This is a genomic window from Pseudomonas sp. JUb42 (assembly GCF_024807945.1).
Taxonomy (GTDB): Bacteria; Pseudomonadota; Gammaproteobacteria; order Pseudomonadales; family Pseudomonadaceae; genus Aquipseudomonas.
This window is the reverse complement of sequence record NZ_JANUFD010000005.1, coordinates 271,577-297,142: the sequence shown is the minus strand read 5'-3', so window position 1 is coordinate 297,142 and position 25,566 is coordinate 271,577. Positions and strand designations below refer to the sequence as shown.

The 25,566-nt window shown below is 61.3% G+C and carries 21 protein-coding genes; 9 read left to right on the top strand and 12 right to left on the bottom strand.

Annotation, left to right across the window (positions count from 1 at the left end):
* Nucleotides 1-71 precede the first annotated feature (71 nt).
* The 6 genes from M2401_RS12490 to M2401_RS12465 all read right to left on the bottom strand — a co-directional run bounded on the left by M2401_RS12490 (nucleotide 72) and on the right by M2401_RS12465 (nucleotide 7,566).
* A complete protein-coding gene (locus M2401_RS12490; protein ID WP_259103097.1) occupies nucleotides 72-947 on the bottom strand; it encodes a LysR substrate-binding domain-containing protein in 876 nt (291 codons plus the stop codon).
* Between the two features lie 183 nt (nucleotides 948-1,130).
* A complete protein-coding gene (locus M2401_RS12485; protein WP_259103096.1) occupies nucleotides 1,131-2,312 on the bottom strand; it encodes a hypothetical protein in 1,182 nt (393 codons plus the stop codon).
* 87 nt (nucleotides 2,313-2,399) lie between these two features.
* Nucleotides 2,400-4,070: an ABC transporter ATP-binding protein gene (locus tag M2401_RS12480; protein WP_259103094.1), complete on the bottom strand. Its 1,671-nt coding sequence runs from the start codon at nucleotides 4,068-4,070 to the stop codon at nucleotides 2,400-2,402.
* A gap of 2 nt (nucleotides 4,071-4,072) precedes the next feature.
* Nucleotides 4,073-4,909: an ABC transporter permease gene (locus M2401_RS12475; protein WP_259103092.1), complete on the bottom strand. Its 837-nt coding sequence runs from the start codon at nucleotides 4,907-4,909 to the stop codon at nucleotides 4,073-4,075.
* Entirely contained in the window at nucleotides 4,906-5,859 is a 954-nt protein-coding gene (locus M2401_RS12470) for an ABC transporter permease (protein ID WP_259103091.1), read from the bottom strand. The genes M2401_RS12475 and M2401_RS12470 overlap by 4 nt, the downstream gene beginning before the upstream one ends.
* Nucleotides 5,860-5,931: 72 nt before the next feature.
* Nucleotides 5,932-7,566: an ABC transporter substrate-binding protein gene (locus tag M2401_RS12465; protein WP_259103090.1), complete on the bottom strand. Its 1,635-nt coding sequence runs from the start codon at nucleotides 7,564-7,566 to the stop codon at nucleotides 5,932-5,934.
* Nucleotides 7,567-8,104: 538 nt separating this feature from the next.
* On the opposite strand from M2401_RS12465, the gene M2401_RS12460 reads away from it, so the two are divergent.
* The 9 genes from M2401_RS12460 (at nucleotide 8,105) to M2401_RS12420 (ending at nucleotide 17,691) form a co-directional block, all read left to right on the top strand.
* The gene (locus tag M2401_RS12460) at nucleotides 8,105-9,034 is read left to right on the top strand and encodes a LysR substrate-binding domain-containing protein (RefSeq protein WP_259103089.1); all 930 of its coding nucleotides are present in this window, start codon (nucleotides 8,105-8,107) and stop codon (nucleotides 9,032-9,034) included.
* 264 nt (nucleotides 9,035-9,298) lie between these two features.
* Entirely contained in the window at nucleotides 9,299-10,723 is a 1,425-nt protein-coding gene (gene aldA / locus M2401_RS12455) for an aldehyde dehydrogenase (protein ID WP_259103088.1), read from the top strand.
* Nucleotides 10,724-10,869: 146 nt separating this feature from the next.
* Nucleotides 10,870-12,189: a nitrate/nitrite transporter gene (locus M2401_RS12450; protein WP_259103087.1), complete on the top strand. Its 1,320-nt coding sequence runs from the start codon at nucleotides 10,870-10,872 to the stop codon at nucleotides 12,187-12,189.
* A gap of 1 nt (nucleotide 12,190) precedes the next feature.
* Nucleotides 12,191-13,408, top strand: a complete 1,218-nt coding sequence (locus M2401_RS12445; RefSeq protein WP_259103085.1) for a mandelate racemase/muconate lactonizing enzyme family protein — start codon at nucleotides 12,191-12,193, stop codon at nucleotides 13,406-13,408.
* A 143-nt stretch (nucleotides 13,409-13,551) separates the two neighbouring features.
* Complete coding sequence (locus M2401_RS12440; RefSeq protein WP_259103082.1) at nucleotides 13,552-15,165, top strand: GMC family oxidoreductase; 1,614 nt, start codon at nucleotides 13,552-13,554, stop codon at nucleotides 15,163-15,165.
* Between the two features lie 105 nt (nucleotides 15,166-15,270).
* Nucleotides 15,271-16,200: an AEC family transporter gene (locus M2401_RS12435; protein WP_259103080.1), complete on the top strand. Its 930-nt coding sequence runs from the start codon at nucleotides 15,271-15,273 to the stop codon at nucleotides 16,198-16,200.
* 297 nt (nucleotides 16,201-16,497) lie between these two features.
* The gene (locus M2401_RS12430; RefSeq protein ID WP_259103079.1) at nucleotides 16,498-16,950 is read left to right on the top strand and encodes an MFS transporter; all 453 of its coding nucleotides are present in this window, start codon (nucleotides 16,498-16,500) and stop codon (nucleotides 16,948-16,950) included.
* A gap of 189 nt (nucleotides 16,951-17,139) precedes the next feature.
* Nucleotides 17,140-17,403, top strand: coding sequence for a type II toxin-antitoxin system ParD family antitoxin (locus tag M2401_RS12425; protein ID WP_259103078.1), 264 nt, complete (start codon nucleotides 17,140-17,142; stop codon nucleotides 17,401-17,403).
* A gap of 3 nt (nucleotides 17,404-17,406) precedes the next feature.
* The gene (locus M2401_RS12420; RefSeq protein WP_259103077.1) at nucleotides 17,407-17,691 is read left to right on the top strand and encodes a type II toxin-antitoxin system RelE/ParE family toxin; all 285 of its coding nucleotides are present in this window, start codon (nucleotides 17,407-17,409) and stop codon (nucleotides 17,689-17,691) included.
* Nucleotides 17,692-17,737: 46 nt separating this feature from the next.
* Here the strand turns inward: M2401_RS12420 and M2401_RS12415 are convergent, their stop codons facing one another.
* The 6 genes from M2401_RS12415 to M2401_RS12390 form a co-directional block, all read right to left on the bottom strand.
* Entirely contained in the window at nucleotides 17,738-18,544 is an 807-nt protein-coding gene (locus M2401_RS12415) for an ABC transporter substrate-binding protein (RefSeq protein WP_259103076.1), read from the bottom strand.
* Nucleotides 18,545-18,765: 221 nt separating this feature from the next.
* The gene (gene nirD / locus M2401_RS12410; protein ID WP_259103075.1) at nucleotides 18,766-19,110 is read right to left on the bottom strand and encodes a nitrite reductase small subunit NirD; all 345 of its coding nucleotides are present in this window, start codon (nucleotides 19,108-19,110) and stop codon (nucleotides 18,766-18,768) included.
* On the bottom strand, nucleotides 19,107-21,671 hold the full coding sequence (gene nirB, locus M2401_RS12405; RefSeq protein ID WP_259103074.1) for a nitrite reductase large subunit NirB: 2,565 nt from the start codon (nucleotides 21,669-21,671) through the stop codon (nucleotides 19,107-19,109). The genes nirD and nirB overlap by 4 nt, the downstream gene beginning before the upstream one ends.
* A gap of 253 nt (nucleotides 21,672-21,924) precedes the next feature.
* Nucleotides 21,925-23,163 carry a nitrate regulatory protein gene (locus M2401_RS12400; RefSeq protein WP_259103073.1) on the bottom strand — a complete coding sequence of 413 codons (1,239 nt, stop codon included), beginning with the start codon at nucleotides 23,161-23,163 and terminating at the stop codon, nucleotides 21,925-21,927.
* Between the two features lie 177 nt (nucleotides 23,164-23,340).
* Nucleotides 23,341-24,507, bottom strand: coding sequence for a YbfB/YjiJ family MFS transporter (locus M2401_RS12395; RefSeq protein WP_259103072.1), 1,167 nt, complete (start codon nucleotides 24,505-24,507; stop codon nucleotides 23,341-23,343).
* Nucleotides 24,504-25,406: a LysR substrate-binding domain-containing protein gene (locus M2401_RS12390; RefSeq protein ID WP_259103070.1), complete on the bottom strand. Its 903-nt coding sequence runs from the start codon at nucleotides 25,404-25,406 to the stop codon at nucleotides 24,504-24,506. Before M2401_RS12390 ends, M2401_RS12395 begins: the two co-directional genes overlap by 4 nt.
* Nucleotides 25,407-25,566: the final 160 nt, after the last annotated feature.

The following is a 25,566-nucleotide window of genomic DNA, read 5'->3' as shown; positions in this document are numbered from 1 at the left end:
AGCCGCGAGAGCATCTTCCCGGCTAAAGCCGGTCCTACAGGGAATCACATTCATTCTGGCAATTATAATCTTTAGGGATTACTTACCCACTCCAGCCAATCGGTAAATAACCGCACCTTTGACAAGCCCTGCTTGTCATTCGCCACATCCAGCCAATAGCCGTAAGGGCCGAGCACTTCCACGGGAGTGATTGGCAGCAGGCTGCCATTGGCCAGTTCCTTCTCGATCATCTGCCGATCGATCACCGCCAGGCCGCCGCCAGCCAGTGCCGTATGGATCACCTGGTCCAGGGTGCTGAATTCCAGCCCGTGGGCGGCATCGATATCGTCCCGGCCCATGGCCGCCAGCCAGTTTTCCCAGACCTTGAGGCGCTTGCCGTCGTGGAGGATATGCAGCAGGGGAAAGCGCTTGAGGTCCGGCGGTTGGTCCTCGACAAACAACTCAGGACTGGCCACGGCGATATGCCGCTCCATGACCAGTAGCTGACTGTCGCAATGGCTGGCGGCAGCAAGGCCGAAGCGGATATGGCAGTCGATTTCTGCCAGATTGTCGTGGTTGGCCTGGTGGGTGACGCTCAGGCTGATATCCGGGTAGCGCTGGCAGAACGCGCGCAAATGCGCCGACAACCAACGGGTGGCCCAGGTCGGTGGTGCAACGATGCGCAGGCGCTGGCGCAGATTGGGCACGCGCACGGCCTGCAGGGCACGCTCTACCTGATCGAAGGCATCGCTCAGATGAGGGAAGAGGGCCGTGCCGGCCTCGGTCAGGGACAGGCCCTGGGGCGTGCGTATAAAGAGCGCAACACCCAGGTAGTCTTCGAACTGCTTGATCTGCCGGCTGACCGCGCCCTGAGTCACGTTCAGGCCGACGGCAGCCTGGTTGAAACTGCGATGCCGCGCGACCTCTTCGAAGACCCGCAGCATATTGAGGGAGGGGAGTTGGCGCATGGAGGTGGATCCTGGCGTTTGGCATGAAACGAGGCATGTGGGGGCTGATTCATCGGCGAATAGAGTGGTAAACATGAACATTTGGAATGCGTTTTAATATCGCATTCGCGAATGAATTCGCTCCCACAGAATCCGCTCCTACCGAAGAATCACGGCGCCCGCAAGGGCGCCGCAGAATCTCGATCAGAAGTAATAACCAATGTTCATATACAGCTGATTCTCCCACTGATTGGTCCCGCCAGCGCCCAGGCTCTGGGTATAGCTGCTGCCGCCAATGTAAGGGTCGTTCTTGCCCATCAGCCATTCGGTGGCGATCCACAGCTTGCTCACCGAGAACGAGGTGCCGAGGATCATCCGTTGCGAGGTCTTGAAGTCGTCGGCGGATTTGTCGAAGGCGCTGTAGTTGGCATACAGCTTCACGCCGCTGATCTGGTCGAAAAGGAACTTGCCGCTGACGTCGTAGCTGATATCGGCAACATACAGGTTGGCGCGGCTGGCGACGTTATAGGTACCGTCGTAGCCGCCCAGGGTCACCAGTTCGTCGCTGCCGGGGTTGCGCGGCGACATCTGCTGGCGCGCCGCCTGCAGTTGCACGCCCCATGGGCCATTCTTGCCGATGTAGTGCACGGCCATGGCGTTGCGGCGGCCATTGTCGTTAGTGTCCTTGTTCTCCAGGCTGGAGGTCAGGCCAGACAGGCCGATTTCCGACTTCCACGGTCCCAGGTCGAGGGCCTTGGCCACCCGCAGGACCACGGTGTTGCGCTCCTGGTTATTGCTGCCATCAGCGACGTAGCTGTCGGCTTCGGAAACCACGCTGGAGTAGGTGCGGCCCTTGCTGGTGCCCTTGCCCTGCCACGCGGGGCGTACGTAGTAACCGGCCTGGATGTTCCAGTCGCCGCTTTGCTGGATGTACTTGGTACCGATTTCTTCCACGTCTTCCAGGCCGACCACGTTGCCCAGGGTTTCATAGAAGGTGCTGCCGAAGTACGGCTGCAGGCCGAACGGTACCTGGTTCAGGCCGACCTGGATCTGCTGGTCCGGGTTGAACTTGTAGCCGATCCACGCCGACTCGGCGAACTGAATATCACCGACGTTATTGGTGTACTTGTAGGGATAGGCGCGCCCGTAGAAGCGATACTTGGCGGCGCCGATCCAGGTGTCGGAGGTGTATTTGGCGGTGAGGAACGCGGTGTCGAAGTTGAACTTCTGGATATCGCGATCCGGGTCATAGTCCCAGCGGGCACGGATGGCGCCGCCGAGGTCCAGGTTGTCGGTGACCTGAATCGCCATGGACGGTGCAGCAAGGGCACCGAGTACCGGGATCAGGATGATGGAACCTATAGCCTTTGGTTTGAGTGTGCGCATGGTTGTGCTCCGCATTTATAGTTTTGACAGGCAACAGCAGTCCCTGCCACGGCAAGCGCCGCAGCAAGGGATAAACCAGGGGTGACCTCAGTTCGCCTGGGGGCGAATCAGTCTCAGGGGTGGCGAAGTGGCGGGGGCCGGGGGCGGCGGGGCAATGGCCGAAGCGCCGGGGGCCGCCGCCAGCAGAGTCTGGGTGTAGCTGTTCTGTGGGCGCAGTAGAACCTGCTCGGCGGTGCCGTACTCCACCACTTCACCCTGGCGCATCACCGCGATGTAATCGCTGATCTGCGCCGCCACGCGCAGGTCGTGGGTGATGAACAGGATGCTCAGGTTCAGGCGCTGTTGCAGTTCGGCGAGCAACTCCAGGACCTGCTTCTGCACCGAGACATCCAGGGCCGACACGCTCTCGTCGGCAATCAGAACTTCCGGGCGCATGGCCAGGGCCCGGGCAATGCCGATGCGCTGGCGCTGGCCGCCGGAGAACTGCCGGGGCTTGCGCTTGAGGGCGTCGCGCTTGAGGCCGACCTGCTCCAGCAGATCGCCGGCTTCGGTCCAGGCATCCCGGGCGGACAGTCCACGCAATTGCGCGGCCCGGGCGATGATGTCGCCGACCCGGTGGCGCGGATTGAGCGAGCCGTACGGGTCCTGGAAAATCATCTGGATGCGCCGCCGGTTGGCCGCCAGGGCCGAACCCTTGAGGGCGAGGAAGTCGGTTTCGCCGATCCAGACGTGACCGCTGTCACTGTCCACCAGGCGAATGGCGGCCTTGACCAGGGTGCTCTTGCCCGAGCCGGATTCGCCGACAATGGCCAGGGTCTTGCCCAGGGGCAGTTGCAGCGACACGTCCTTGAGTGCTGCAACCGAGCGGTCGCCGACCTTGTAGGTCTTGGTCAGGTGCTCGATGCGCAGTGCCAGTTCACCGTCGGCGCTGGGCACATGCAGCTCGGGATGCAGCGCCGGGACCGCCGCGATGAGCTTGCGTGTATACGGGTGCGCCGGGGCGTTGAGCACCTGGTCGCGCTCACCGATTTCCACCAGCACGCCGCCTTCCATGACCGCAATGCGATCGGCTATTTCCGCCACCACGCCGAAGTCGTGGGTGATGAACAGAATGCCGTGTTGACCGCGCCCGCGCAGATCGCGCACCAGTTTCAGGACTTGCGCCTGGGTGGTAACGTCCAGGGCTGTGGTCGGTTCGTCGGCGATCAACAGATCCGGATTCATCGCCAGTGCCATGGCAATCACCACGCGCTGGCACTGGCCACCGGAGAGTTGGTGGGGAAAACTGTTGGCGATCCGTGGTGGATCGGGCAAGTGGGTGGAGTCGAGTAGGGCGAGCATGCGTTCACGACGTTCGCTGGCAGGCATGTCCGGGGCATGGATATCGAAGATTTCCTCGACCTGCTGACCGATGCGGATCGCCGGGTTCAGCGCCGCCATGGGCTCCTGGAAAATCATCGCGATGCGGTTGCCGCGCAACTGGCGCAGGGCGTCTTCGCCCATGCGGCAGATATCCTCGCCAAGAAAGTCGATCACCCCTTCGCTATGGCGCAGGCCACGGGCGTAATCACCCATGATCGCCGCCGACAGCACCGACTTGCCCGAGCCAGATTCGCCGATTACGCAAAGAATCTCGCCCTTGCGTACATCCAGGCTCAGGCCCTTGACCGCATAGCTGCGGTCGGCACCGGCCGGCAGCTCGATGGACAGGTTTTCTACGCGCAGTACTTGCTGTTTGCTGTTATTGGCTTGGCTCATGCTCAGCTCCTTGCGGCTTTCTGGGCGTTCTCGTCCAGGCCATCCGCCAGCAGGCTCAGGCCCAGCATCAGGGTGGAGATGGCAATGCACGGGAAAATCACCAGGTGCGGGAAAGCGATGGCCATGCTGCGGCCTTCATTGATCATGCCGCCCCAGTCCGGGGTCGGTGGTGGCAGGCCCAGGCCAAGAAAACCCAGGGCACCGATCATGATCGCGGTGTAGCCGATGCGCAGGCAGAAATCGACGATCAGCGGGCCGCCGCAGTTGGGCAGGATTTCCACCAGCATGATGCGCAGCGAGCCCTCGCCCTGGGTGATGGCGCTGAGTACGTAGTCCCGGGAGCGGATATCGATGGTCAGGGCGCGCATGATGCGAAAGATCGCCGGAGCACTGGTAAAGGTCACCGCGATGAGGATATTCAGCGCCGAAGCGCCCAGGGCAACGATGATCACGATGTACAAGACCAGTACCGGAAACGACAGTACGGTATCGGCGACATAGGACAGCAGCGCGTCTATCTTGCCGCTGAAATAACCGGCGCACAGGCCCATGGCGATGCCTACGGCAAAGGCGGTGAGGGTGGCCAGGATCGACCAGAACAGCACGGTGCGGGTGCCCCAGATCAGCCGCGAAAGAATGTCGCGGCCGATCATATCGGTGCCCAGCAGGAAGTCCTGGCCGGTGCCGTCGGGCGTCATCGGGGTCAGCAACGGAGTAAAGCTTTCCAGCGGGTCATGGGGTGCCAGCCACGGCGCGAACAGCGCCAGCAGGACCCAACCGCCGACCAGCAGCAGGCCGAGCAGGGCCAAGGGGTGTTTGAACGAATGCAGGAAGCTCATTGGCCACCTCCGCCGAGACCGCGCAGGGTGATGCGCGGGTTGAGCCAGGTGTAGGCCAGGTCCGAGAAGATCTTCGTCGCGCCGACCACCACGCCGCTGATCATGGCGCAGGCTTCGATCAGGTAGACGTCATGGTTCAGCGATGCGGTGTAGAGCAGTGAGCCGAAGCCCTTGTAGGCAAAGAACACCTCAACGACGATGACGTTGGACAGCAGCCACGGGATGTACAGCATGATCACGGTGATCGGCGCGATCAGCACATTGCGCAGGGCATGGCGCAGCACGATGCGCGAAGTCGACGCGCCCTTAAGGCGGGCAGTGCGGATATACGGCGCCTGCATCACTTCGACCATGGACGCCCGGGTGATCCGCGCCAGATAGCCGATGCCGAACAGGCACAGCACCATGAGCGGCAGGATCAGCTCAGCGATATTGAAGCCGTCGCTCATGCTGCTCACGCCCGGCAGCCAGTTCAGCCAGAAGACGAAGATCGCCGAGACGAACACCGCGCTGGCGAAGTCCGGGATCGAGGTAGTGACGATCGACAGGAATGACACCAATCGGTCCACCAGCGAGCCCTGGCGAATACCCGCGAGGATGCCCAGGGTCAAGGCCACCGGGACCATCACCAGCAAGGCCAGGCCGGCCAGCGTCAGGGTCTGTTCCAGGTTGGGCAGCAGCAGATCGATCACCGGCGCACGGAAGTGCACCGACGTGCCCCAGTCGCCGCTGACAAAGTCTTTCAGCCACACCACGTAGCGCCACACGAACGGTTGGTTGTAGCCATGTTCAGTCAGCCACGCCGCGCGCTGGTCCGGGGCGGAGTAGGGGCCCAGGACGTTGGTGGCGACGTCTTCGATATTCAGTTCCAGGGCCAGGAACACGATCACCGAGACCGACAGCAGGGTTGCCGCCAGTGCCAGTAATTTGCGCAAGAGAAAATCAGCCATGCGGGCACGCTCCGGCTAACAAGGGATGAAAGCTCGCCCGTGCAGTGGGCGAGCAGCGTTCGAGTGATCGAGTCAGGCGCTCAACCACACCTCATCCATCGGGTAGAAGTCCGAAGGGTGGACCTTGAAGCCCTGCACCTTCTTGCTCGCAGCGGTGAACTTGTCGGCCCAGAACGGCTGCACCATGACGCAGGCGTCCTGCAGGATCTGCTCGACGTTCTGCATGGCCTGGGCCCGTTGTTTCGGGTCGATAATCGCCATGGCCTTGTCCAGGGCGGCGTCAAAGGCCGGGTCGCTGTAGTGACTTTCGTTCCAGGCGCCGCCGCTGCGATAGGCCAGTTCCAGGGACATCACGCCCAGCGGGCGGTGTGCCCAATAGGTCAGGCTGAATGCCGCCTTGTCCCAGATCGGCCAGTATTGCGTGGCCGGGATCACCTTGAGGTTGATGCGGATACCGGCTTCGGCGCAATTCTGTTGCAGGATCTGCGCGCAGTCCTGCTCGTAGCGGCCCTGGGTATTGCCGACGATCAGGTCGATGTCGATGCCATTGGGATGCCCGGCATCGGCCAGCAGTTTTTTTGCCGCCGTCACATCTCTGGCGCGCTTGGGAAGGGGAAAATACTCCGGGTGGGACGGCGCCACATGGTGGTCTTCCCCGGGCGTGCCCATGCCGCGATAGGCAATCTTGAGCATCTGCTCATTATCGGCGCAGAGCACCACGGCCTTGCGGATACGCAGGTCGTCAAAAGGCTTCTGGTCGCAAGCCATGCGCATGACCACGGTCTGCGCCGACTTGCAACTGAGCAATTGTGCACCGGGCAGACGTTTGGCCAGGTCGAGTTCGGCCACGGTCACCCTGTACAGCACATCCACTTGCCCGGCCTGCAGGGCGGCCAGGTGGGTGGAGATATCGGTGCCCATATCGACATAGCGCAGCTCGTCGAGGTTGGCCGGCTTGCGCCAGTAATCGGCGCGCTTGGCGAAGGTCGCCTGCTTGTTGACGGCAAAGGACACCAGCTTGAAGGGCCCGGTGCCGATGGGGTTCTTGCTCCAGTCATCACCGTTCTTGAAGCTGCGATGGACCAGGGTGCAGGTGAAGGCGGCCAGCATTTCCGGGATGGCCAGGATCGCGCGCTTGAGCACCAGGCGGAACTGGAATTCGCTGATTTTCTCGAAGGCGCTGATGTCTTGAAAGGCGGTGCGGTTGACCGACTTGGAGTCGGCGGCGATCCAGCGCTGGATATTGTGCTGCACGTCGTCGGCGTTGAAGCTGTCGCCGTTGCTCCACTTTACGTCCTGGCGCAGGTTGAAGGTCCAGGTTATGAGGTCTTCGGAGGGGCTCCAGCTCTCGGCCAGGTACGGGTGAGTGATGTTGTCGGCATCGACCCAGGTGAGAAATTCCAGGGAGTTGCGCAGCAGGTTCGAGGCTTCGATCCAGGTGATCAGCATCGGGTCTTGGATTTCCTGGATGGCGCAGGCAAAACGCAGGCTGCCACCCTGGCGCGGCGCCACGGCATCGGCGGCCTGGGCCGAATCACCGAGCAGGGCGGAGCCGATAAAGCTACTGGCGCTGGCGGCGGTGATGCCCAGCAGGGTGGCGGTGCGCAGGAATTGTCGGCGGTTGATCTCGCCACTGCGAACCTGGGTGCACAGGTCGCTGACGGCCGGATGCGGCTGGGCGCCGTCCAGGGTGACTAAGTCTTTCATAAGCCTCTCCGATACTTGCAAGTATGCGTTTTTCGACTGGCCGCCCATGGGGCAGGTGGCAGACGCGGTCGCTGTTCGATGAATCGAAACCGTCAGTGGCGGGCGCCGCGATGGCGCAGGCAAAACAGACGTGAAACCGGCAGGCGCAAAGAAATCAGGAGGTAGGAAGCGGGATAAGACATGGGGCTGCTCTCATGTTGTTTTTATTTGAGATGGCCGCAGTCTTGTCATCCGGGCCCGGATCGACAAACGATAAATTTATCGGGAAAACATTCGATAAACGCATGTTGTCAGGCGCAGCCATGAACTAGACGTGTCTGATTGCCGGAGCGGCGGCTCCCTGGCTTTTGGATTGGAATGATTTTTGGGAGCAAGCTTGCTTGCGAAGAGGCCAGTACATCCGAGGGATATTCAACGACAAGCAGTCAGTCTTCGCGGGCAAGCCTCACTCCCACACAACTATCTGCGTCTGTCGATATGAAAACCCCGACAACTCATGGGATGCTTGCCACCTGTTCGTTTGGCCCGAGTAACATTCATGAAACGCAAAATGCCCGCGCTCAATGCGCTCAAGGCCTTTGAAGTCGCAGGCAGCACCGGCAGCTTTACCCGCGCCGCCGAGCTGCTCAATGTCACCCAGAGCGCGGTCAGCCGCCAGGTTCGCCAGCTCGAAGAACAGCTGGGTGAGAACCTGCTGGAGCGGCGTCATCATTACCTCGAACTCACCAGTGCCGGTCGGGTCCTGCTGCGGGCTCTGCATCAATCATTCGATAAAATCGAGCTGACGGTGCGCAGCATCCAACAGAAAACCCACTCCAATCGTTTGCATATCAACGCGCCGCCGACCTTTACCAATCGCTGGCTAATGCCGCGCCTGGGTCGCCTGCGCGAGAAGCACCCGGAGTTGGAACTGAGCATCACCACGCGCCTGCAGGACAGCCTGGCGGAAACCAGTACCCTGGATTGCGCGATCCGTTTTGGCGACGGCGAATGGGATGGCCTGGACAGCTCATTGTTGATTCAGGAGCGACATATCGCCGTATGCGCGCCGAGTCTTTACGCCCGGGAATGGAGCGAAGGCATCGACCTCAATCGCTTGACGTTACTGCATGTGCTGGCCAAGGAAGACCAACGCTACCTGACCTGGAAACACTGGCTGGACGCCGCGCGCATCACCGGTGTCGATACCCAGGGCGGTTACGAATTCGATCTGCTCGACCTGGCCGTGCGCGCCGCCATCGACGGCCTGGGCATCACCATCGCCGACTGGCATATGGTCGCCTCGGAACTGGCCAACGGGCAGTTGACCCAGGTGCTGAATGTGCATGTGGACGGGCATCAGTCCTACTGGCTGGTGACCCGCCCGGAACAGACCCTGATGCCGCAGTTGCAGCTGTTCAGCGAGTGGTTGCAGGAAGAAATCTGGCTGGCGCAGCGGCAGTTGGAACCGTCTACCGCTGCGAACTAACGCTCAAGCCCCAGCCGCCGCGTTGTCGCGCGGCAACCCCTCAACCGTAGGACCGGCTTTAGCCGGGAGAGCGTCATCAGTTGCCAAAACGCCCTCCGGCTAAAGCCGGTCCTACAGTTCCTTGTTTGCTTTAAGACGGCACACAATCATTTCCAGAATAACCTGCATTTTTCGCATGTTACCTCGCTCAATAAATCGTTTGTTCTACGTCCGGCAGATGCCAAGACTGCGGCTATTGGATAAAAACAACGATGGGCGATACGCATGCAATTCGAGCGAAATTTTGTTAACGGTCAGTTTATCGAGCCCGCCAGTGCCGAGTTGATCGCGGTCTATAACCCGGCTACTGAAGCGCTGGTGGGCCAGGTGTCTGCCGCCACGGCCGCCGAGGCCACGGCTGCAGTGGACGCTGCCGCAGCAGCACAAAAAGTATGGGGCCGCCTGACCAGTATCAAGCGCGGTGACTATCTGCGTACCCTGGCCGATGCCCTGGAAGCCCGCGCCGAACAGATCGGTGCTGCCCTGGCGGCCGAGTCCGGCAAGAGCCTGGCAGACGCCAGCAACGAAGCCCGCTATGCCGCGCAGATCACCCGCTACCACGCCGAATGGGCGCGACGCATCGAAGGCGAGATCATTCCCAGCGACACTCCGGACGAAAAGCTGTTCCTGCACCGCGAGCCCATTGGCGTGGTGGCGTGCCTGATTCCGTTCAATTACCCGGTCTACACCCTGCTGCGCAAGATCGCGCCGGCACTGATCGCCGGTAATACCGTGGTCGTGCGGCCGAGCAATAACACCCCGACCTCAGCCTTCGAGATCGCCAGGGCTGTGCAGCAGGCCGGTCTACCGGTCGGTGTAGTGAATATCCTGACCATGGACCACGCCACGGCTGCGGCCGTCTGCACCCATAAAGCCGTGGGCTCGATCACGTTGACCGGCAGCGTCAACGCCGGGCGCATCGTGCTGGATTACTGCAAGGCGAATATTGCCAAACCGTCCTTGGAACTTGGCGGCAAGACCCCGGCTATTATCGAGGCCGATGCCGACCTGGAACTGGCGGCCAGCGCCATCGTCGCCTCCAAGACTACCCATTGCGGCCAGTTGTGCACGGCGGTGGAGCGGGTCTATGTGCAGGAAAGCGTGTACGACTGCTTCCTTACGCTGCTCAAGGAGAAGATCAGCGCCGTGCGGATCGGTGACCGCGCCGATGACGCCAGCCTGATGGGCCCGCTGGTCAATGCCCGTGCCCGACAGGACATCCATGCCATGGTCGAGCGCGCCATTGCCGACGGTGCCGTGCTGGAAAGCGGCGGGGTGTTGCCGCAAGGCAAAGGCCATTTCTATCCGCCAACCCTGCTCAGCGGCTGCCGCCAGGATATGGAAATCATCCAGGAAGAAATCTTCGGCCCGGTCCTGCCGGTACTCAAGTACCGCGATATAGACGAAGCCCTGGCCATGGCCAACGACCATCAGTTCGGTTTGTCGTCGGTGCTGTATACCGAGAACTACCGCACCACCATGAAAGTCGCCGCCGCTATCGAGGCCGGCGAGCTGTACGTCAACCGCACCCCGGCCGATCCATACCAGGGCTACCACGCCGGCTGGAAACGCTCGGGCCTGGGCGGTGATGATGGCAAGCATGGCATGTTGGAATTTACCCAGACCCGTCTTGTTGTCATGAAGTATTGATGGGAGCTGCGAGCAAAGCAAAAGCAAAAGCGATCTGTGGTGGTTTTAAGCTTTTCGCTCGAAGCTCATAGCCCGAAGCACCCAGCCCAACCTATAAAAACAATTATCAGGACGCTCGCAATAGCGAGGCGCCGAAGGTCATTACGATGTCCAAACATGCCTCTTCCGCCACCGCAGTTCAGGGTTCGAATGCGGATTCATTCAGTAAAAGTGACAAGGCCAGTCGTTATTTCCAGTTGATGTTGCTGGTGCTCGCCGCCGGTGCGATCTACCCGATCCTGTACCTGCGCCAGGTCTACCAGACCACCATGCTCGAGGTGTTTCATATCAACCACAGCGAGCTGGGCTATCTGTACTCGATGCTGGGCACGATTTTTTTGCTCAGTTACCTGCCCAGCGGCTGGCTGGCGGACCGTATTGCGCCGCGCTTCCTGATTTTCTTTTCGCTGATCGCCACCGGCGCCCTGGGCCTGTGGTATTCCACGGCGCCGTCCTTGAGCGGGCTGATGATTATCTTTGCCAGTTGGGGGCTGACCACCGGGCTGACCTTCTGGGCTTCGGTGCTCAAGCGCGTGAAAATGATCGCCCAACACAGCGAGCAGGGGCGTTTCTTCGGCATCCTTGATGGCGGTCGCGGGCTGGTCGAAGCGCTGCTGGCCACTGTCGCCCTGGGCCTGTTCGCCTATTCCACGCAGACGCGCGGCGAGTCGGCGGCCGAAGGCTTCAAGCATGTGGTCTATCTGTACGCCTTCACCTGTATCGCCATCGGCTGCGTGCTGGTGCTGCTCAAGGACCCGAAACCTGCGGCCGATGCCGCCCGGCAAGAGCAGGGCGGTTTCAACCTGCTGGCGGACCTGACCACCCTGGTGAAAATCCCCGAGCTGTGGCTGGTCACCGCCATCGTTTTCTGCGGCTATCACATCTTCTGGGCTACTTACAGCTTCTCCGATTACCTGCAGGGGGGCGGCATGACCGCAGTCATGGCCGGGACCATCACCACCATCAAACTGTGGATGCGGCCGGTCGGCGGCATGGGCGGCGGCTGGCTGGGTGACAAGTTTTCTAATATCTCGGTACTGGTGGTGGCGCTGTTCCTTGCCAGCCTGGCGATGATCGGCCTGATTGTGTTCCCGGCGCTGAACAGCCTGAGCCTGCTGATCAGCACGGTGATCTTTATCGGCCTGATGACCTACGCCATTCGCGGCCTGTACTGGGCGATCCTCGACACCTGCAACATTCCGCTGCGGATCACCGGCCTGGCCATCGGCATCGTGTCGGTGGTGGGTTACCTGCCGGACACCTTTATCCCCCTGATCAACGGCTACCTCACCGAGCATTTCCCCGGCGCCTTTGGTTACCAGCTGTATTTCGGCTACATCGCCTGCGTCGGCCTGCTCGGGACCCTGGCGGCCTTGGCCCTGCGCGCGCGCGTCAAACGTCAATCCTTGAATAAAGCAGGTGCCTGAGATGAAAATCATCGCCCTTGAAACCCATGTCGTCGCCGTACCGCCACCCCATGTCGGCGGTATGTACTGGCTGTTCGTCAAACTCCGGACCGCTTGCGGCATCGAAGGCGTGGGCGAGATTTACGCCGCGACCTTCGGCCCTAAGGCCATGCTGCCGATCATCGAGGACGTGTTCGAGCGCTACCTGCTCAACCACGACCCGCACCATATCGAGCGCTTCTTCCGTCAGGCCTATTCCAGCGGTTTCACCCAGCGCCCGGACCTGACCATGATGGGCGTGGTCAGCGGCCTGGAAATGGCCTGCTGGGACATCATCGGCAAGGCGGCGAACAAACCGGTCTATGAACTGTTGGGCGGCAAGGTCAATGAGCGCCTGCGCTCCTACACCTACCTGTACCCGGTCAACAGCAAGGGCGAGTACGACTACGACGACCCGGACCTGGCCGCCGAGTGCGCCATCGAGAACATGAACAAGGGCTTCACCGCTGTGAAGTTCGACCCGGCCGGGCCTTACACCGCCTATTCCGGGCACCAGATTTCCCTGGAAGTGCTGGAGCGCTGCGAGACCTTCTGCCGCAAGATCCGCGAAGCGGTGGGCGACAAGTGCGACCTGCTGTTCGGTACCCACGGGCAAATGGTGCCGTCGTCGGCAATTCGCCTGGCCAAGCGCCTGGAGAAATACGACCCGCTGTGGTTTGAAGAACCCGTGCCACCGGGTCAGGAAGAGGCCATGGCCCAGGTCGCGGCCAAGACCAGCATCCCCATTGCCACCGGCGAGCGCCTGACCACCAAGTACGAATTCTTCAAGCTGTTGCAGGCCGGCGGTGCGTCGATCCTGCAAATGAACGTGGCGCGCTGCGGCGGCCTGCTCGAAGCCAAGAAGATCGCCAGCATGGCCGAGGCCTACTACGCGCAGATTGCCCCGCATCTGTACAACGGGCCGATTGGCGCCGCCGCCAGCTTCCAGTTGGCCACCTGCACGCCGAACTTCCTGATCCAGGAAAGCATCATGACCTGGGGCGGCTTCCATGCCGAAGTCCTGACCAGGCCGCTGCAATGGGAGGACGGCTACATCATCCCGTCCACCGAGCCGGGCCTGGGGGTGGAACTGGATATGGACGTGGTCCGCAAGCATTCACCCTACACCGGCCAGCGCCTGCACCTGCAAATGGCCCAGTCCCCGGCCGACGTTAAAGACACCTCACCGGCCAAGGGCTGAACGAAAACCGTTGTCAGTAGGAGCGGCTTCGGCCGCGAGGGCGTCCTCTCGGTTAAAGCCGGTCCTACCGTCTACGCGTGGTGTCAGGGCCACGGCAGCAACTCCCAGGTTTATTTGAATAACGACTAACGCGGTAACCGTGAATGACTTATGACTACATCATCGTTGGCGCAGGTGCCGCAGGCTGCGTGCTCGCCAACCGTCTTTCCGCTTCGGGCCGGCATAGCGTGCTGTTGCTCGAAGCCGGGGGCAAGGACAGCTCCCTGTGGTTCAGGATCCCGGTTGGCTTTGCCAAGATGTACTACAACCCGACCTTCAACTGGATGTACTACAGCCGCCCGCAAAAGCAACTGAACAATCGGGAAATCTATGCACCAAGGGGCAAGGTCCAGGGTGGCTCGGGTTCGATCAACGCGATGATCTACGTGCGTGGCCAGGCCCATGACTTCGACGACTGGGCGGCCAATGGCAACGACGGCTGGGGCTTCAAGGATGTGCTGCCATATTTCCGTAAGCTGGAAAGCCATCCCTTGGGCGACAGCGAATACCACGGTGGCAGCGGCCCCATCAGCATCACGCCGATGAAGGGCCAGACTCATCCGATCTGCGACGTCTTTCTCAAGGGCTGCGACGAACTGGGCTATCCCCATAGCGATGACTTCAACGGTCCGCGCTTCGAAGGCTCGGGCATCTACGACGTCAATACGCGCAATGGCGAGCGCTGCTCCAGCAGCTTTGCCCACCTGCATCCGGCCCTGGGGCGCAGCAACCTGACCGTCGAGCATTACGCCCTGGTCGATCGGGTGTTGTTCGATGCGGCCAGGCAACGCGCCATTGGGGTTGCCATTACCCAGCACGGCGTCGAGCGCAGCTTTAGCGCGAGCAAGGAAGTGATTCTGTGCGCCGGGGCGGTGGATACGCCCAAGCTTTTGCAACTGTCCGGCGTGGCTGATCAGGCCCTGCTGGCCAAACACCAGATCCCCCTGGTCAAGCACCTGCCTGCCGTAGGCCAGAACCTGCAGGATCACCTGTGCGCCAGCTATTATTACAAGGCCAATATTGCGACCCTCAATGACGAGCTCAGTTCGCTGTTCGGCCAGTTTAAGCTGGGCCTCAAGTACCTGTTCGCCCGCAAGGGCGCCTTGGCCATGAGCGTCAACCAGGCCGGCGGGTTCTTTCGCGGTAACGAGCAGCAGGCCAATCCCAACCTGCAGCTGTATTTCAACCCGCTGTCGTATCAGATCCCGAAAAACAACAAAGCCAGCCTCAAGCCCGAGCCGTATTCCGGTTTTCTGTTGTGCTTCAACCCGTGCCGCCCGACCAGTCGCGGGCAGATCGAGATCGCCTCGAACAATCCCCGGGACGCGGCGTTGATTGACCCCAACTATCTGAGCACGCAAAAGGATATCGACGAAGTCATCCAGGGCAGCCGCCTGATGCGCAAGATCATGCAGGCCCCGGCGCTCAAGAGCATTACCGTGGAAGAAGTACTGCCCGGCCCAGCCACGCAAAGCGACGAACAGATGTTGCAGTACTTCCGCGATAACAGCGGCTCTATCTACCACCTGTGCGGCTCCTGCGCCATGGGCGCCGATACCCAGGTCTCGGTGGTGGACAAGCGCCTGAAAGTTCATGGCCTGGACGGGCTACGGATTGTCGATGCGTCGATCTTCCCCAACGTCACCTCCGGCAATACCCATGCGGCGGTGCTGATGGTCGCGGAGAAGGGCGCCGACCTGATCCTGCAGGACGCCTGACGTTCTGACTAAAGAATGAAATCTGGATCGGTAGCTCCCTAAGCAATGGACAGCAAGGGACTACCGGTCTTAAGCTCGCGGGCTTGTCCGTTTGCCGAGCATGCCATGCATACCGTGTTTGTTGTCGTGTTACCGATCTTTGCGCTGATTCTGCTCGGTTACCTGTGCCGCAAGACCGATCGCCTGGGGGAGAGGGCTGCTTCCGAGATCAATCGCATGGTGGTCTGGCTGTGCCTGCCGGCGCTGCTGTTCAAAGTGACCGCCACCAGTACCTGGGAGCAAATCTGGCAGCCGGGGTTTGTCATGGCCTTCGCCGCCGGGTGCATGCTGGTGTTTTTCGCGACCCTGGCCTGGCGCCTGTATCAGCGCTATAGCCTGGTAGATGCCAGTATCGACGGCTTGAGCGCGGCCTACGCCAACACCGGCTATATCGGCATCCCGCTGTGCCTGTTGGTGTTCGGCCAGTCGGGCCTGGAACCGGCACTGATTTCTTCTTTGGTGGTGGTCTGCGTGCTGTTTGCCGTGGCGGTGGTGTGCATCGAGATCGGCCTGCAGGACGAAAAACACTTTGGCCGGGCTATGTGGACGGTGCTCAAGGCTTTGGCGAAAAACCCCTTGGTGGTCTCGCCAATAGCAGGCGCCTGCTGGGCCTCGACCGGCCTCGGCCTGGCGCAGCCGGTGATGCATTTTCTCGATATGCTCGCCACCGCAACGACGCCCTGCGCACTGATCTCCCTGGGTCTGTTCCTGGCGCAGAAACAGCAAGGCCGACAAAGCGGCGCCTGGCCGCTGGTGGTGATCAAACTGGTGGGCCAGCCATTACTCACCGGTTATCTGGCATTCGAAGTATTTCACCTGCCGACCCTTTGGGCCCAGGCCGCCTTGCTGCTCAGCGCACTGCCCACCGGCACCGGGCCATTTATGCTGGCGGAGTACTACGAACGCGAAGCGGGGGTGGTGTCGCGCAGTATTCTGCTGTCGACGCTGTGTTCGTTGGGGACGTTGGCGGTGTGTCTGTATTGGCTGAATATCTGAGTTGCACTGCGAACTACGTAGGACCGGCTTTAGCCGGGAGGGCGTCATCCGATTCAACGGCGCTCTCCCGGCTAAAGCCGGTCCTACATGGGTTCGGCGTTTGCCGCGTGGGATTCTGAAATGTCCGGCCGGGCTTGCCCGCCACTCGACCCCTGGCACCCCATGCTAGTGCGCTACGGGTCTTGATTGACATGCGTTTTGTAGGCCTGGCTTGCTGGTGATAGCGTCGAATCAGATACTGATATCGTTGCGAGCGCTTCGCACTCGACCGCCGGCAAGCCGGCCCACGTTCAGTGTTTGCTGGGCGACTGTGCGGTATCAAGGACTGCGCTGTATTGTAGGACCGGCTTCAGCCGGGAGGGCGTACTCGCGGCTGTCGCAGGCAGCCCGTCCAACCTGCAACGGGTCATCGTCGGAGGGACCATCACCCGCGCGCTGTCGCTCTGCGCTGTGGCTGCCAATCTACCGCTGCCCCTGCTTGCCTTGGCAGGCCTGGGTTTCGGCATCACCGTCAGCAACGTCAGCACCAACATGACCCTGCAAAGCGCCGCCCCCGAAGCCCTGCGCGGGCGAGTGATCGCCTTCTATATCGCCATGCGCTTCGGCTTCGAAGCGATTGGCGGCTTGATGGCCGGGTTGCTGGCGGCGGCGCTGAGTGTGCAGTGGACGCTGGCGATTGCCGGGGTGTTGTTGCTGGGGTATCAGTTTGTGCTGTGGGTGGCAGGGCGCAGGAAGGGCCGACAGAGCTAGGAGCCAGTTTGTGGCGAGAGAATTGACGCGGTGTGCCAGGGATGTCGCCTCGCGAGCAAGTTCGCTACTGCCGTTCCCTTGGTTGACGCGGAATTCTGTTTTAGGTCAGACGATTTCTGAGCCTTGCCTCTAAGGTGAGCGGCGGAATATTATCTATTGGTATCCAAAAATATTTTCTGGAGAGTGTCCATGGCCACTAGTGTCGCTTTAAGCCCTCATTTCGAAGCTTTTATCAAAGACCAATTGGCGTCAGGTCGCTTCAATAACACCAGTGAAGTGATTCGTGCAGGGTTGCGTCTCTTGGAAGAGCAGCAACAGCAATTTGTCGCCAGGACGCTGGAGCTCAAGGCCGCACTGGCGGAAGGCAGAAATAGTGGCAAACCATTGCTGGCAGAGGATGCCTTCGATCAGCTCGAGGCCAAATTTCTTGAGTTGAGCAAGGGCCAGCGATAACGCATGCAGTTACTGATCACGCCACAAGCTGTCCAGGACATGGACAAAATCGGCCTCTACATTGCGCAGGACAATCCTCGGCGAGCGCTCAGTTTTATCGGTGAGTTACGTCAACATTGCCGAAAGATCGCGCAAAAGCCTTTCGCTTATCGCCGCCGACCCGAGCTGGGTGATGCGATAAGGTCCAGTACCTACGGACGCTATCAGATTTTTTTCGAGAGTTCGGAGCAAGCAACTGTCATTCTTCGGATCCTGCATCAAGCCCGTGATATCACCGTGGAGTTTTGACAGTTGACGAAGTCTGGCCCCTTATCTTCGGACGTTGCTGCTTCGTTCAATCCTGCACAATCAACCCATGTTGCTGCGCCACATCCTTGTAAATTCCCTCCCGCCGTACCTCAGCCAACGCGTCGTTGAACCTTTCCATAAGCGCTTGTGCCTCTGGGTAGCGCGGCGAGGTCATCAGGTAGTTATTGCCCACCGCCAGTGGCGTTTCCAGCGTATGGAAATAGGCCTGTTCTTGTACAGGGAAGTTCTTGCGGATGATGTCCCAGCCGGTATTGTCGACGGCGGGGACCATGTCGACGCGGCCGGCGTGCAGCTTGAGAAAACTCAGTTCTTCGGTGTTGGCCAGGTCCAGGGACAGCCCGGCCTGGGCGAACAGCGTCTCGTAGAAATAACTGCGCACGCCACCCATGCGGTAGGGCTTGAGTTCGCTCAGGCGCTGGAAGGTCTTGGGGAAATTCGCGCCATTGGGGTTGTAGTAAAACAGCAGGGTTTGCTTGGCAAACAACGAGTGCGAGAACAGGAATTTGCTGTTGCGCTCGGGTGTCGGTACGTAGGGCATGGTCGCCCATACTTGCAGGTTGTCGACGGCCAGTTCGCAGCGGGGCCAGGGCATGAAACGGAACTCGAAGGTCACGCCCATTTCCTTGGCGACGTGGCCGAGCAGGTCGGTGAGGAAGCTGTTCTGTGGGTTTTCGCTGATGTAGGGCGGGGCTTCGTTGGTGGCGATGACCAGGACCTGGGGGGCGGCCTGTGCGGTAACGCAGTTGAGTGCAGTGAGGCAGTGCAGCAACAGGCTGTGCACGCACATCTGTCGCAGCGCCTGAACGGCGGTTCTGGTCTGTCTGATCGCCATGCCCATCCGTTTGAGAGGGTGTTTATTCACCCTGGCTGATTTTAGGCAGGTAACGGCATGTATCGTCCAACAATTTCTCGGATTATTGCAGATACCCACATGCGGCGATGAGTATTTGTGGGAGCCGGCTTGCTGGCGATTGGGGCCGTACATTCAACGCAGAGTTGCCTGTTAAGCCGCCATCGCCAGCAAGCCGGCTCCCACATGGAATACATCCAGGGCTATAAACCAATCTCCACGATGCTGCCATTAAGCCGCACCGGCCACACCTTCAACTGCTGCTCCGGATACTCCAGGCACTGCCCGTCGCTCAGGCGAAAGTGCTGCTTATATAGAGGCGAGGCAATCACCAGTTCACCGGCCAACTGGCCGAGCAGGCCGCGACCAATCACATTGGCCTCGGACTTGGGGTCGCGGTTGTCGATGGCGAACACTTGCTGTTCGGTCTCGGGCAGGTAGAACAGGGCGATCTGTTCGTCGTTCAGCAGCGCGACGACGCCGGAGTTGGCGACCAGATCGCCGTGCTGACACAACGCTTGCCAGGTGATTGATGGGTGGATGCTCATGCCAGGTTCTCCTCGGTAGCGCGGGCGATCAATTGCAGTTCTTCGCTGCGGGCCGGGCGGCGCTGGCCGCGTTCGCGGACGAATTGCACGGCCGGGTCGCCGCCTTTCTGGTTGACGAACGTGCGGAAGCGTTTGAGTTTTTCCTCGTCCTGCAGGGTGTTGGCCCATTCGCATTCGTAGGTGTCGACCACCTGTTGCATCTGCGCCTCCAGCTCGTCGCCCAGGCCCAGGCTGTCTTCGAGGATGACGTCCTTGAGGTAATCCAGGCCGCCTTCCAGGGATTCGCGCCAGACCGAGGTGCGTTGCAGTTTGTCGGCGGTGCTGATGTAGAACATCAGGACGCGGTCGATGGTGCGGATCAGGCTCTCGTCATCCAGGTCGGTGGCGAACAGCTCGGCGTGGCGCGGGCGCATGCCGCCGTTGCCGCAGACATAGAGGTTCCAGCCGTGCTCGGTGGCGATGACGCCGATGTCCTTGCTCTGGGCTTCGGCGCATTCGCGGGTGCAGCCGCTGACGGCGAACTTGATCTTGTGCGGGCTGCGCAGGCCTTTGTAGCGATTCTCCAGGCGCAGGGCCATGGCCACGCTGTCTTGCACGCCGTAACGGCACCAGGTGCTGCCGACGCAGGATTTCACGGTGCGCAGGGACTTGCCGTAGGCGTGACCGGTCTCGAAGCCGGCGGCGATCAGTTCGCTCCAGATATCCGGCAGTTCGTGCAGCTGCGCGCCGAACAGGTCGATGCGCTGGCCGCCGGTGATCTTGGTGTAGAGGTCGTATTTCTGCGCCACTGCGCCAATCGCGATCAGGCCCTGTGGGGTGATTTCACCGCCGGGAATGCGCGGCACCACCGAGTAGGTGCCGTTTTTCTGCATGTTGGCCATGAAGGTGTCGTTGGTGTCTTGCAGGGGAATCAGGGCCTTGGCAGTGATCTGCTCGTTCCAGCACGAAGCGAGGATCGAACCCACCGCAGGCTTGCAGATATCGCAACCGATATGGCCCTTGCCGTGGCGCTCGAGCAAGGCTTCGAACGTACGAATGCCTTCGACCCGCACGAAGTGGTACAGCTCCTGACGGGTATGGGCGAAGTGTTCGCACAGGCTCTTGTCCACGGCGACGCCACGGGCGCTCAGTTCATGCTCGACCACCTGTTTGATCAGCGCCTGGCAGCCGCCGCAACCGGTAGCGGCCTTGGTGCAGGCCTTGACCGAGGCCACGTCGCTGCAGCCGCCGTCAATGGCGGCACAGACCTGGCCCTTGCTGACGTTATGGCAAGAGCAGAGGGTGGCGGTGTCGGGCAGGGCGGCGGCGCCCAGTACCGGCGCGCCTTCACCTGCGGGCATGATCAGCGCCGCAGGGTCGGCGGGCAGGGTGATGCCGTTCTGTGCGTATTGCAGCAGGGTGTCGTAGTAGCTGTTATCGCCTACCAATACGGCGCCGAGGACGTGCTTGCCGTCAGCGCTGACCACCAGGCGCCGGTAGCTGCCGGTGAGTTCGTCGATGTAGCGATAGCTGCGCGAGCCGGGCAGGGCGCCATGGGCATCACCGATGGAACCGACATCGACGCCGAGCAGCTTGAGTTTGGTCGACATGTCCGCGCCCTGGAATGACGCGCCTTCGTCACCGCACAATTGCGCGGCCACACTGCGGGCCATCTGATAGCCCGGCGCGACCAGGCCGAAAATACTGCCATTCCAGGCCGCGCATTCGCCGATGGCATGGATGGCCGGGTCGCTGGTCAGACACTGGCCGTCAATTGCCACGCCACCGCGCTCGCCCAGTTGCAGCTCGCTGCTGCGGGCCAGGGCGTCCTGGGGGCGGATGCCGGCGGAAAACACGATGATGTCGGTTTCCAGGTGAGTATCACCGGCGAAATTCATCCGGTAGCGATAGTCCTCGCCCGCTGTGATGGACTGGGTGGCCTTGGACAGGTGCACGCCGACGCCGAGATCCTCGATACGCTTTTTCAGCGCCGCACCACCGAAGTCATCCAGCTGTACGGGCATCAGCCGTGGCGCGAACTCCACCACATGGGCTTCCAGGCCGAGAGACTTCAGGGCATTGGCCGCTTCCAGGCCGAGCAGGCCACCGCCGACCACTACGCCCCGGCGCTTGCCTTCAGCGGCGGCGCGGATGGCGTCGAGATCATCGAGGGTGCGATAGACCAGGCGCGATGCCCCTTCGGCGCCTTCAACCGGCGGCACGAACGGGTAGGAACCGGTGGCCAGGACCAGTCGGTCGTAGGCAAAGGCCCCCAGCGTTGTAGTGATTTGCTTGGTTGCGCGGTCGATTGCCAGCACCGGCGTGCCCAGGTGCAGGCTCAGGCCCGGCTGTTGATACAGCTCGGCATCGCTCATGGCCAAGGCTTCGCAGTCGCTGCCGCTGAAGTATTCGGACAGGTGCACGCGGTCATAGGCGCGCTGGCGTTCCTCACCGAAGACCAGCACCTGGTACTGTTCCAGGGCGCCATTGGCAATCAGTTGTTCGACGCAATGGTGGCCGACCATGCCGTTGCCGATCACGATCAGGACAGGTCGTTCAGTGGAATGAGTGAGTGCGTTCATGGGTATTCCCCCCGGTCAGGCTTTGATCTGGTTTTCAGACGCGCAAAAAAAAGCGCCCCAGACCTTTCGGTCTCGGGCGCCTTTGCCAAATAGAGAGGCTGCTTGTTCTGGGCAGCGACAGGAGTGACTAAGCAGGGTTTGTGCCAAGGTGCCGGACGCGACGAAAACCGGGGTGTTGAAGAGGGTGTCGAGGTGATACAGGTCCGTTATTGCCCCGCGCTGGGGCGTCGCGCTCCGTGATGGTGCTGCGATTTCACTCCTGGGCCTGGGCCAAAAAGCGTTCGGCCATGTCGATCAGGCGTACGCCATTATTCATGGCGGCCTGTTGCATATGCTTATGCGCGGCCGGTTCGTCCAGCTGGAAACGGCTCATCAAAAGGCGCTTGGCCTGCTCGATGGTTTTGCGCTCGGCCAGGGCGCTGCGGGCGGACTTGAGCTCGTCGCTGAGGCGGTGCATATGCCGTGACTGCTTCTGCAGCAGCTCCAGCAGCGAGTGTTGCAGCGGGTCTTCAGCGCTGGCCTGATCAAGGCTGCGCCCCTGTACGCTGAACAGCAGCGGTTGAGGATCGGCGGCGCGGGTGGCCAGTCGACTGAGCAGCGTGCGATGGTTGTCCAGTTCCTTGGCTGCGCGGTCGAGACGTTCCTGACAGAGCTGGCGCAGGCCATCGGCGAGCAGCCCTTCAACACTGTGCATGGCGTCGATACGCTGGCTGCACAGGTCAAACCACAGCTCGGCCAGGCCTGGGTCCACGGTTTGTTCGGCGCTGGTGCGGCGGGCCATTTGCCGTAGTTGTTGCAACTGTCCGGCGTCGGCCTCGATCTGCTCCCAGCGTTGCTGTGCAGCCGCATCGGCGTACTGACTGAACACCTCGCTGCAGCGCAGTTGGCTGCAACGCAAATGTTCCATCTGTTCGTGGCGCGCCGGGTCGAAGTAACCGTTGGAAAAGCCGACCGCCCCGCAGGCGCGCTCCTGGCCGGAAAGCTCCTTGCACTGCATGAAGTTGAACATGGCCACCAGTGCCCGGGTGATCTGCGGGTCGATGGCGGTGTCAGCGGCTTCGAACACCACGGCCAGCAGACTGGCAATCAGGCGGCTGAAATTCTCGGTGGAGTCGACCACCGTGACGTTGACATCACGGACCTTGCGGCGCAGCGGCGGGAGGTCGTCGAGGCTGTGCAACATGTAGGCGAGGCGGTGGCAGAGGCGCGCACGATCGGCGCCTTCGATATCCATCTGGTCCAGATAACCGCGCACCGCCTGCTCGCACAGGCGCGTTTCGTCGCTGATCTGATCAAGAGTTGCCAGCAAGCGTGGCTGAGGCTGGCCGAGATACAGATTGGAAAAACCGCGTTCGCGCTGCATGGCATGCACCAGATTGCTCAGCAACGTGACCAGGGTGCAGGTGCGGGACAGCGCATCCAGGCCCTGCTTCTCGCAGCGACTGGCGGCGAGCATGAAACGCAGAGTGGCGGGCAGTTGTGGGTCTTGCATGTGGGGCTCCGATTCGCGTGGTGCATGGATTCCCATAGGCAAGAAAGGCGCCAATGCAGCATTCCGACACCGTTGGAGCGAGGCTTGCCCGCGAAGAGGTTGGTACATCCGATACATCATTTGCGCCTTGCGAATCGCCTTCGCGGGCAAGCCTCGCTCCCACAAACAAGAATAAATTCAATTGCCTGTATTGAGCTCGACCGTCAAAACCGCGCCAACCCCCAAGGCAAGCGCCGCCGCTATCAAGGACGAGGTAAACGCGCCGCTCGCCGCATACAGATAACTGGCCACCAGCGGCCCGACGATCTGCCCCACGCCATAGGCGGCGGTCATGGCTGCGAGCATATTCACTTTCAGAGTATGGGCGACGCGGCGCGCGGCGGGCATGGCGATGGTCACCGTGCCGACGAAGGTGCCGCCAACGATCAGGGCGCTGCCCATATAGCCGAAGGCATTGGGGCTGAGGACGGGCAGCACGACACCGAGGGCCTGGGTCAGCAGGTTCAGGCGCAGGGCCTTGTGCGTTCCCAGTACCCGATGCAGCTTGTGCCATAGATAGCAGGAGGGCGCGGCGCCGAGGCCGAAGATTGCCCAGACGTGAATGGGATTGACCGGCCCCAGCACGTTCTTGACCAGCAACGGCAGGTAGGTCGCGGTGACTATATAGCCAAAGCCGGCGAGGCCGTAGATCAGGATCAGGCACCAGGCGCCCATGGGCAGGGTGTGCCAGCTGTCATGCTGCGGGTGTGTCTTGTTGCTCGTGGCCGGTGCCGGATCCAGCCCGACAATACCGGCGACGCCGATAAGCAATGCAGCCAGCGCCAGGCCCAGCCACAGCCCCGGGCTTTGCAGGCCAAAGGCTTCGCCCAAGGCCAGCAGTTCAGCGGACAGCAGAATGCCAATACCGACGCCCGCATAGAGCAGCGGCGCACTGTGGGCCTGGGCGCGATGTTGCAGCAGCCACAACGATGCCGAAACCATGGACAAGGCACTGAACAGCCCGGCGACGCCCCTTACCACGACTATCATCCAGGGTTGATGCAACACCGCCAGAGCCGCCAGACACAGACAGGTCATCAGCACCGCGGCAATCGACCAGAAGCGCGCCCGTGCCGGTGTCAGACGCGCGGCAAGCAGAGCGCCGAGCAGGTAACCGGCATAGTTGGCCGAAGCGGCGAGGGTGCCGTCGCTGACGGTCAGCAGGCCTTCATGCACCATCAATGGATAGAGCCCGGTAAAGGCAAAGCGGCCGAAACCCATGCCTACAGCCATCACTAAAGCAGCGGCAAGCGCAGACATACGCTGCGAGGATGTTGCCGAGGGTGCTGCAACGTAACCGGTCATGACATGGCTCCCTGATCAGCGGACTGGCCGGTGAGGGCGCTGAACCGCTCGAACGCGGCCGTCTTGAAGCCCACGCGTGTCACCAGCCAGGTATCGGCGTCCAGCGCATGAGTCACGCGGATACCCGGCAATGGCGCATTGCGCTCCAGTACGCTGCGAGGCACAAAGCTCGCGCATTGCCCGGCCGCGACCCGGGCGATCATCTCGTCATACGAGGCGATATCCTGGATTTCCATACTGTTGGCGGTCTTCGGCCAGTGCTCGGCGAGCCAGCGCTGCCCCAAGGCGCGGTAGCTGCACCCCGACTTGAACGCCGCCAGGCGCAGCGAGCTGTCATCCGGCGCCAGGGCAAAAGGGTGACTGGCAGCGACCAGTAGCATGATCTGTTCATGGAACACCGCTCGGCCGACCAGGTTTTGCGAGGCCAGCAGCGCCTCAGCCGAACCTGGTTCATGGGGCGGCAGGGCAAGCAGTGCGCAGTCGAGCATGTCATCATTCAGGGCGGCCATCAGTCCCTGTGAATGCCCCGTGCTGACCTTCAAATCAACGGCGGGCCATTGTTGATGGAAGGCGCTGACCACAGCAGGCAGACGTGTCGCCGCCGTGCTTTCCATCGCACCAATACGCAGGGTGCCTCCCGGCTGGGTCGGATGCATGGCTTGCCGGGCTTCGTCGGCCAGGGCCAGCAGGCGCTTGGCATAGTCGAGAAACACCGCGCCACGTTCGGTCAGGCGCAAGCGCTTGCCTTCGCGCACGAACAGGGCGGTGCCCAGTTCTTCCTCCAATTGCTGGATGCGAGTGGAGACGTTGGACTGCACCCGCCCCAGCCGCGCTGCGGCCTTGGTCACGCTCATTTCGGCGACGACAACCTGGAAGATTTCGAGGGTAGCCAGATCCATAATCGTTCTCTATGTGAGATATACAATGTTTATATGATCTCAATAAAGAAACATATCATGCAAGCAGCAATATGATTGCGACGCCCGTGCCGGACGACGCTCCGCAGCCGTCGACCAACAGGGCTGCCAGCGTAATGACTGGCAGCCCTGGCAGGTTGGC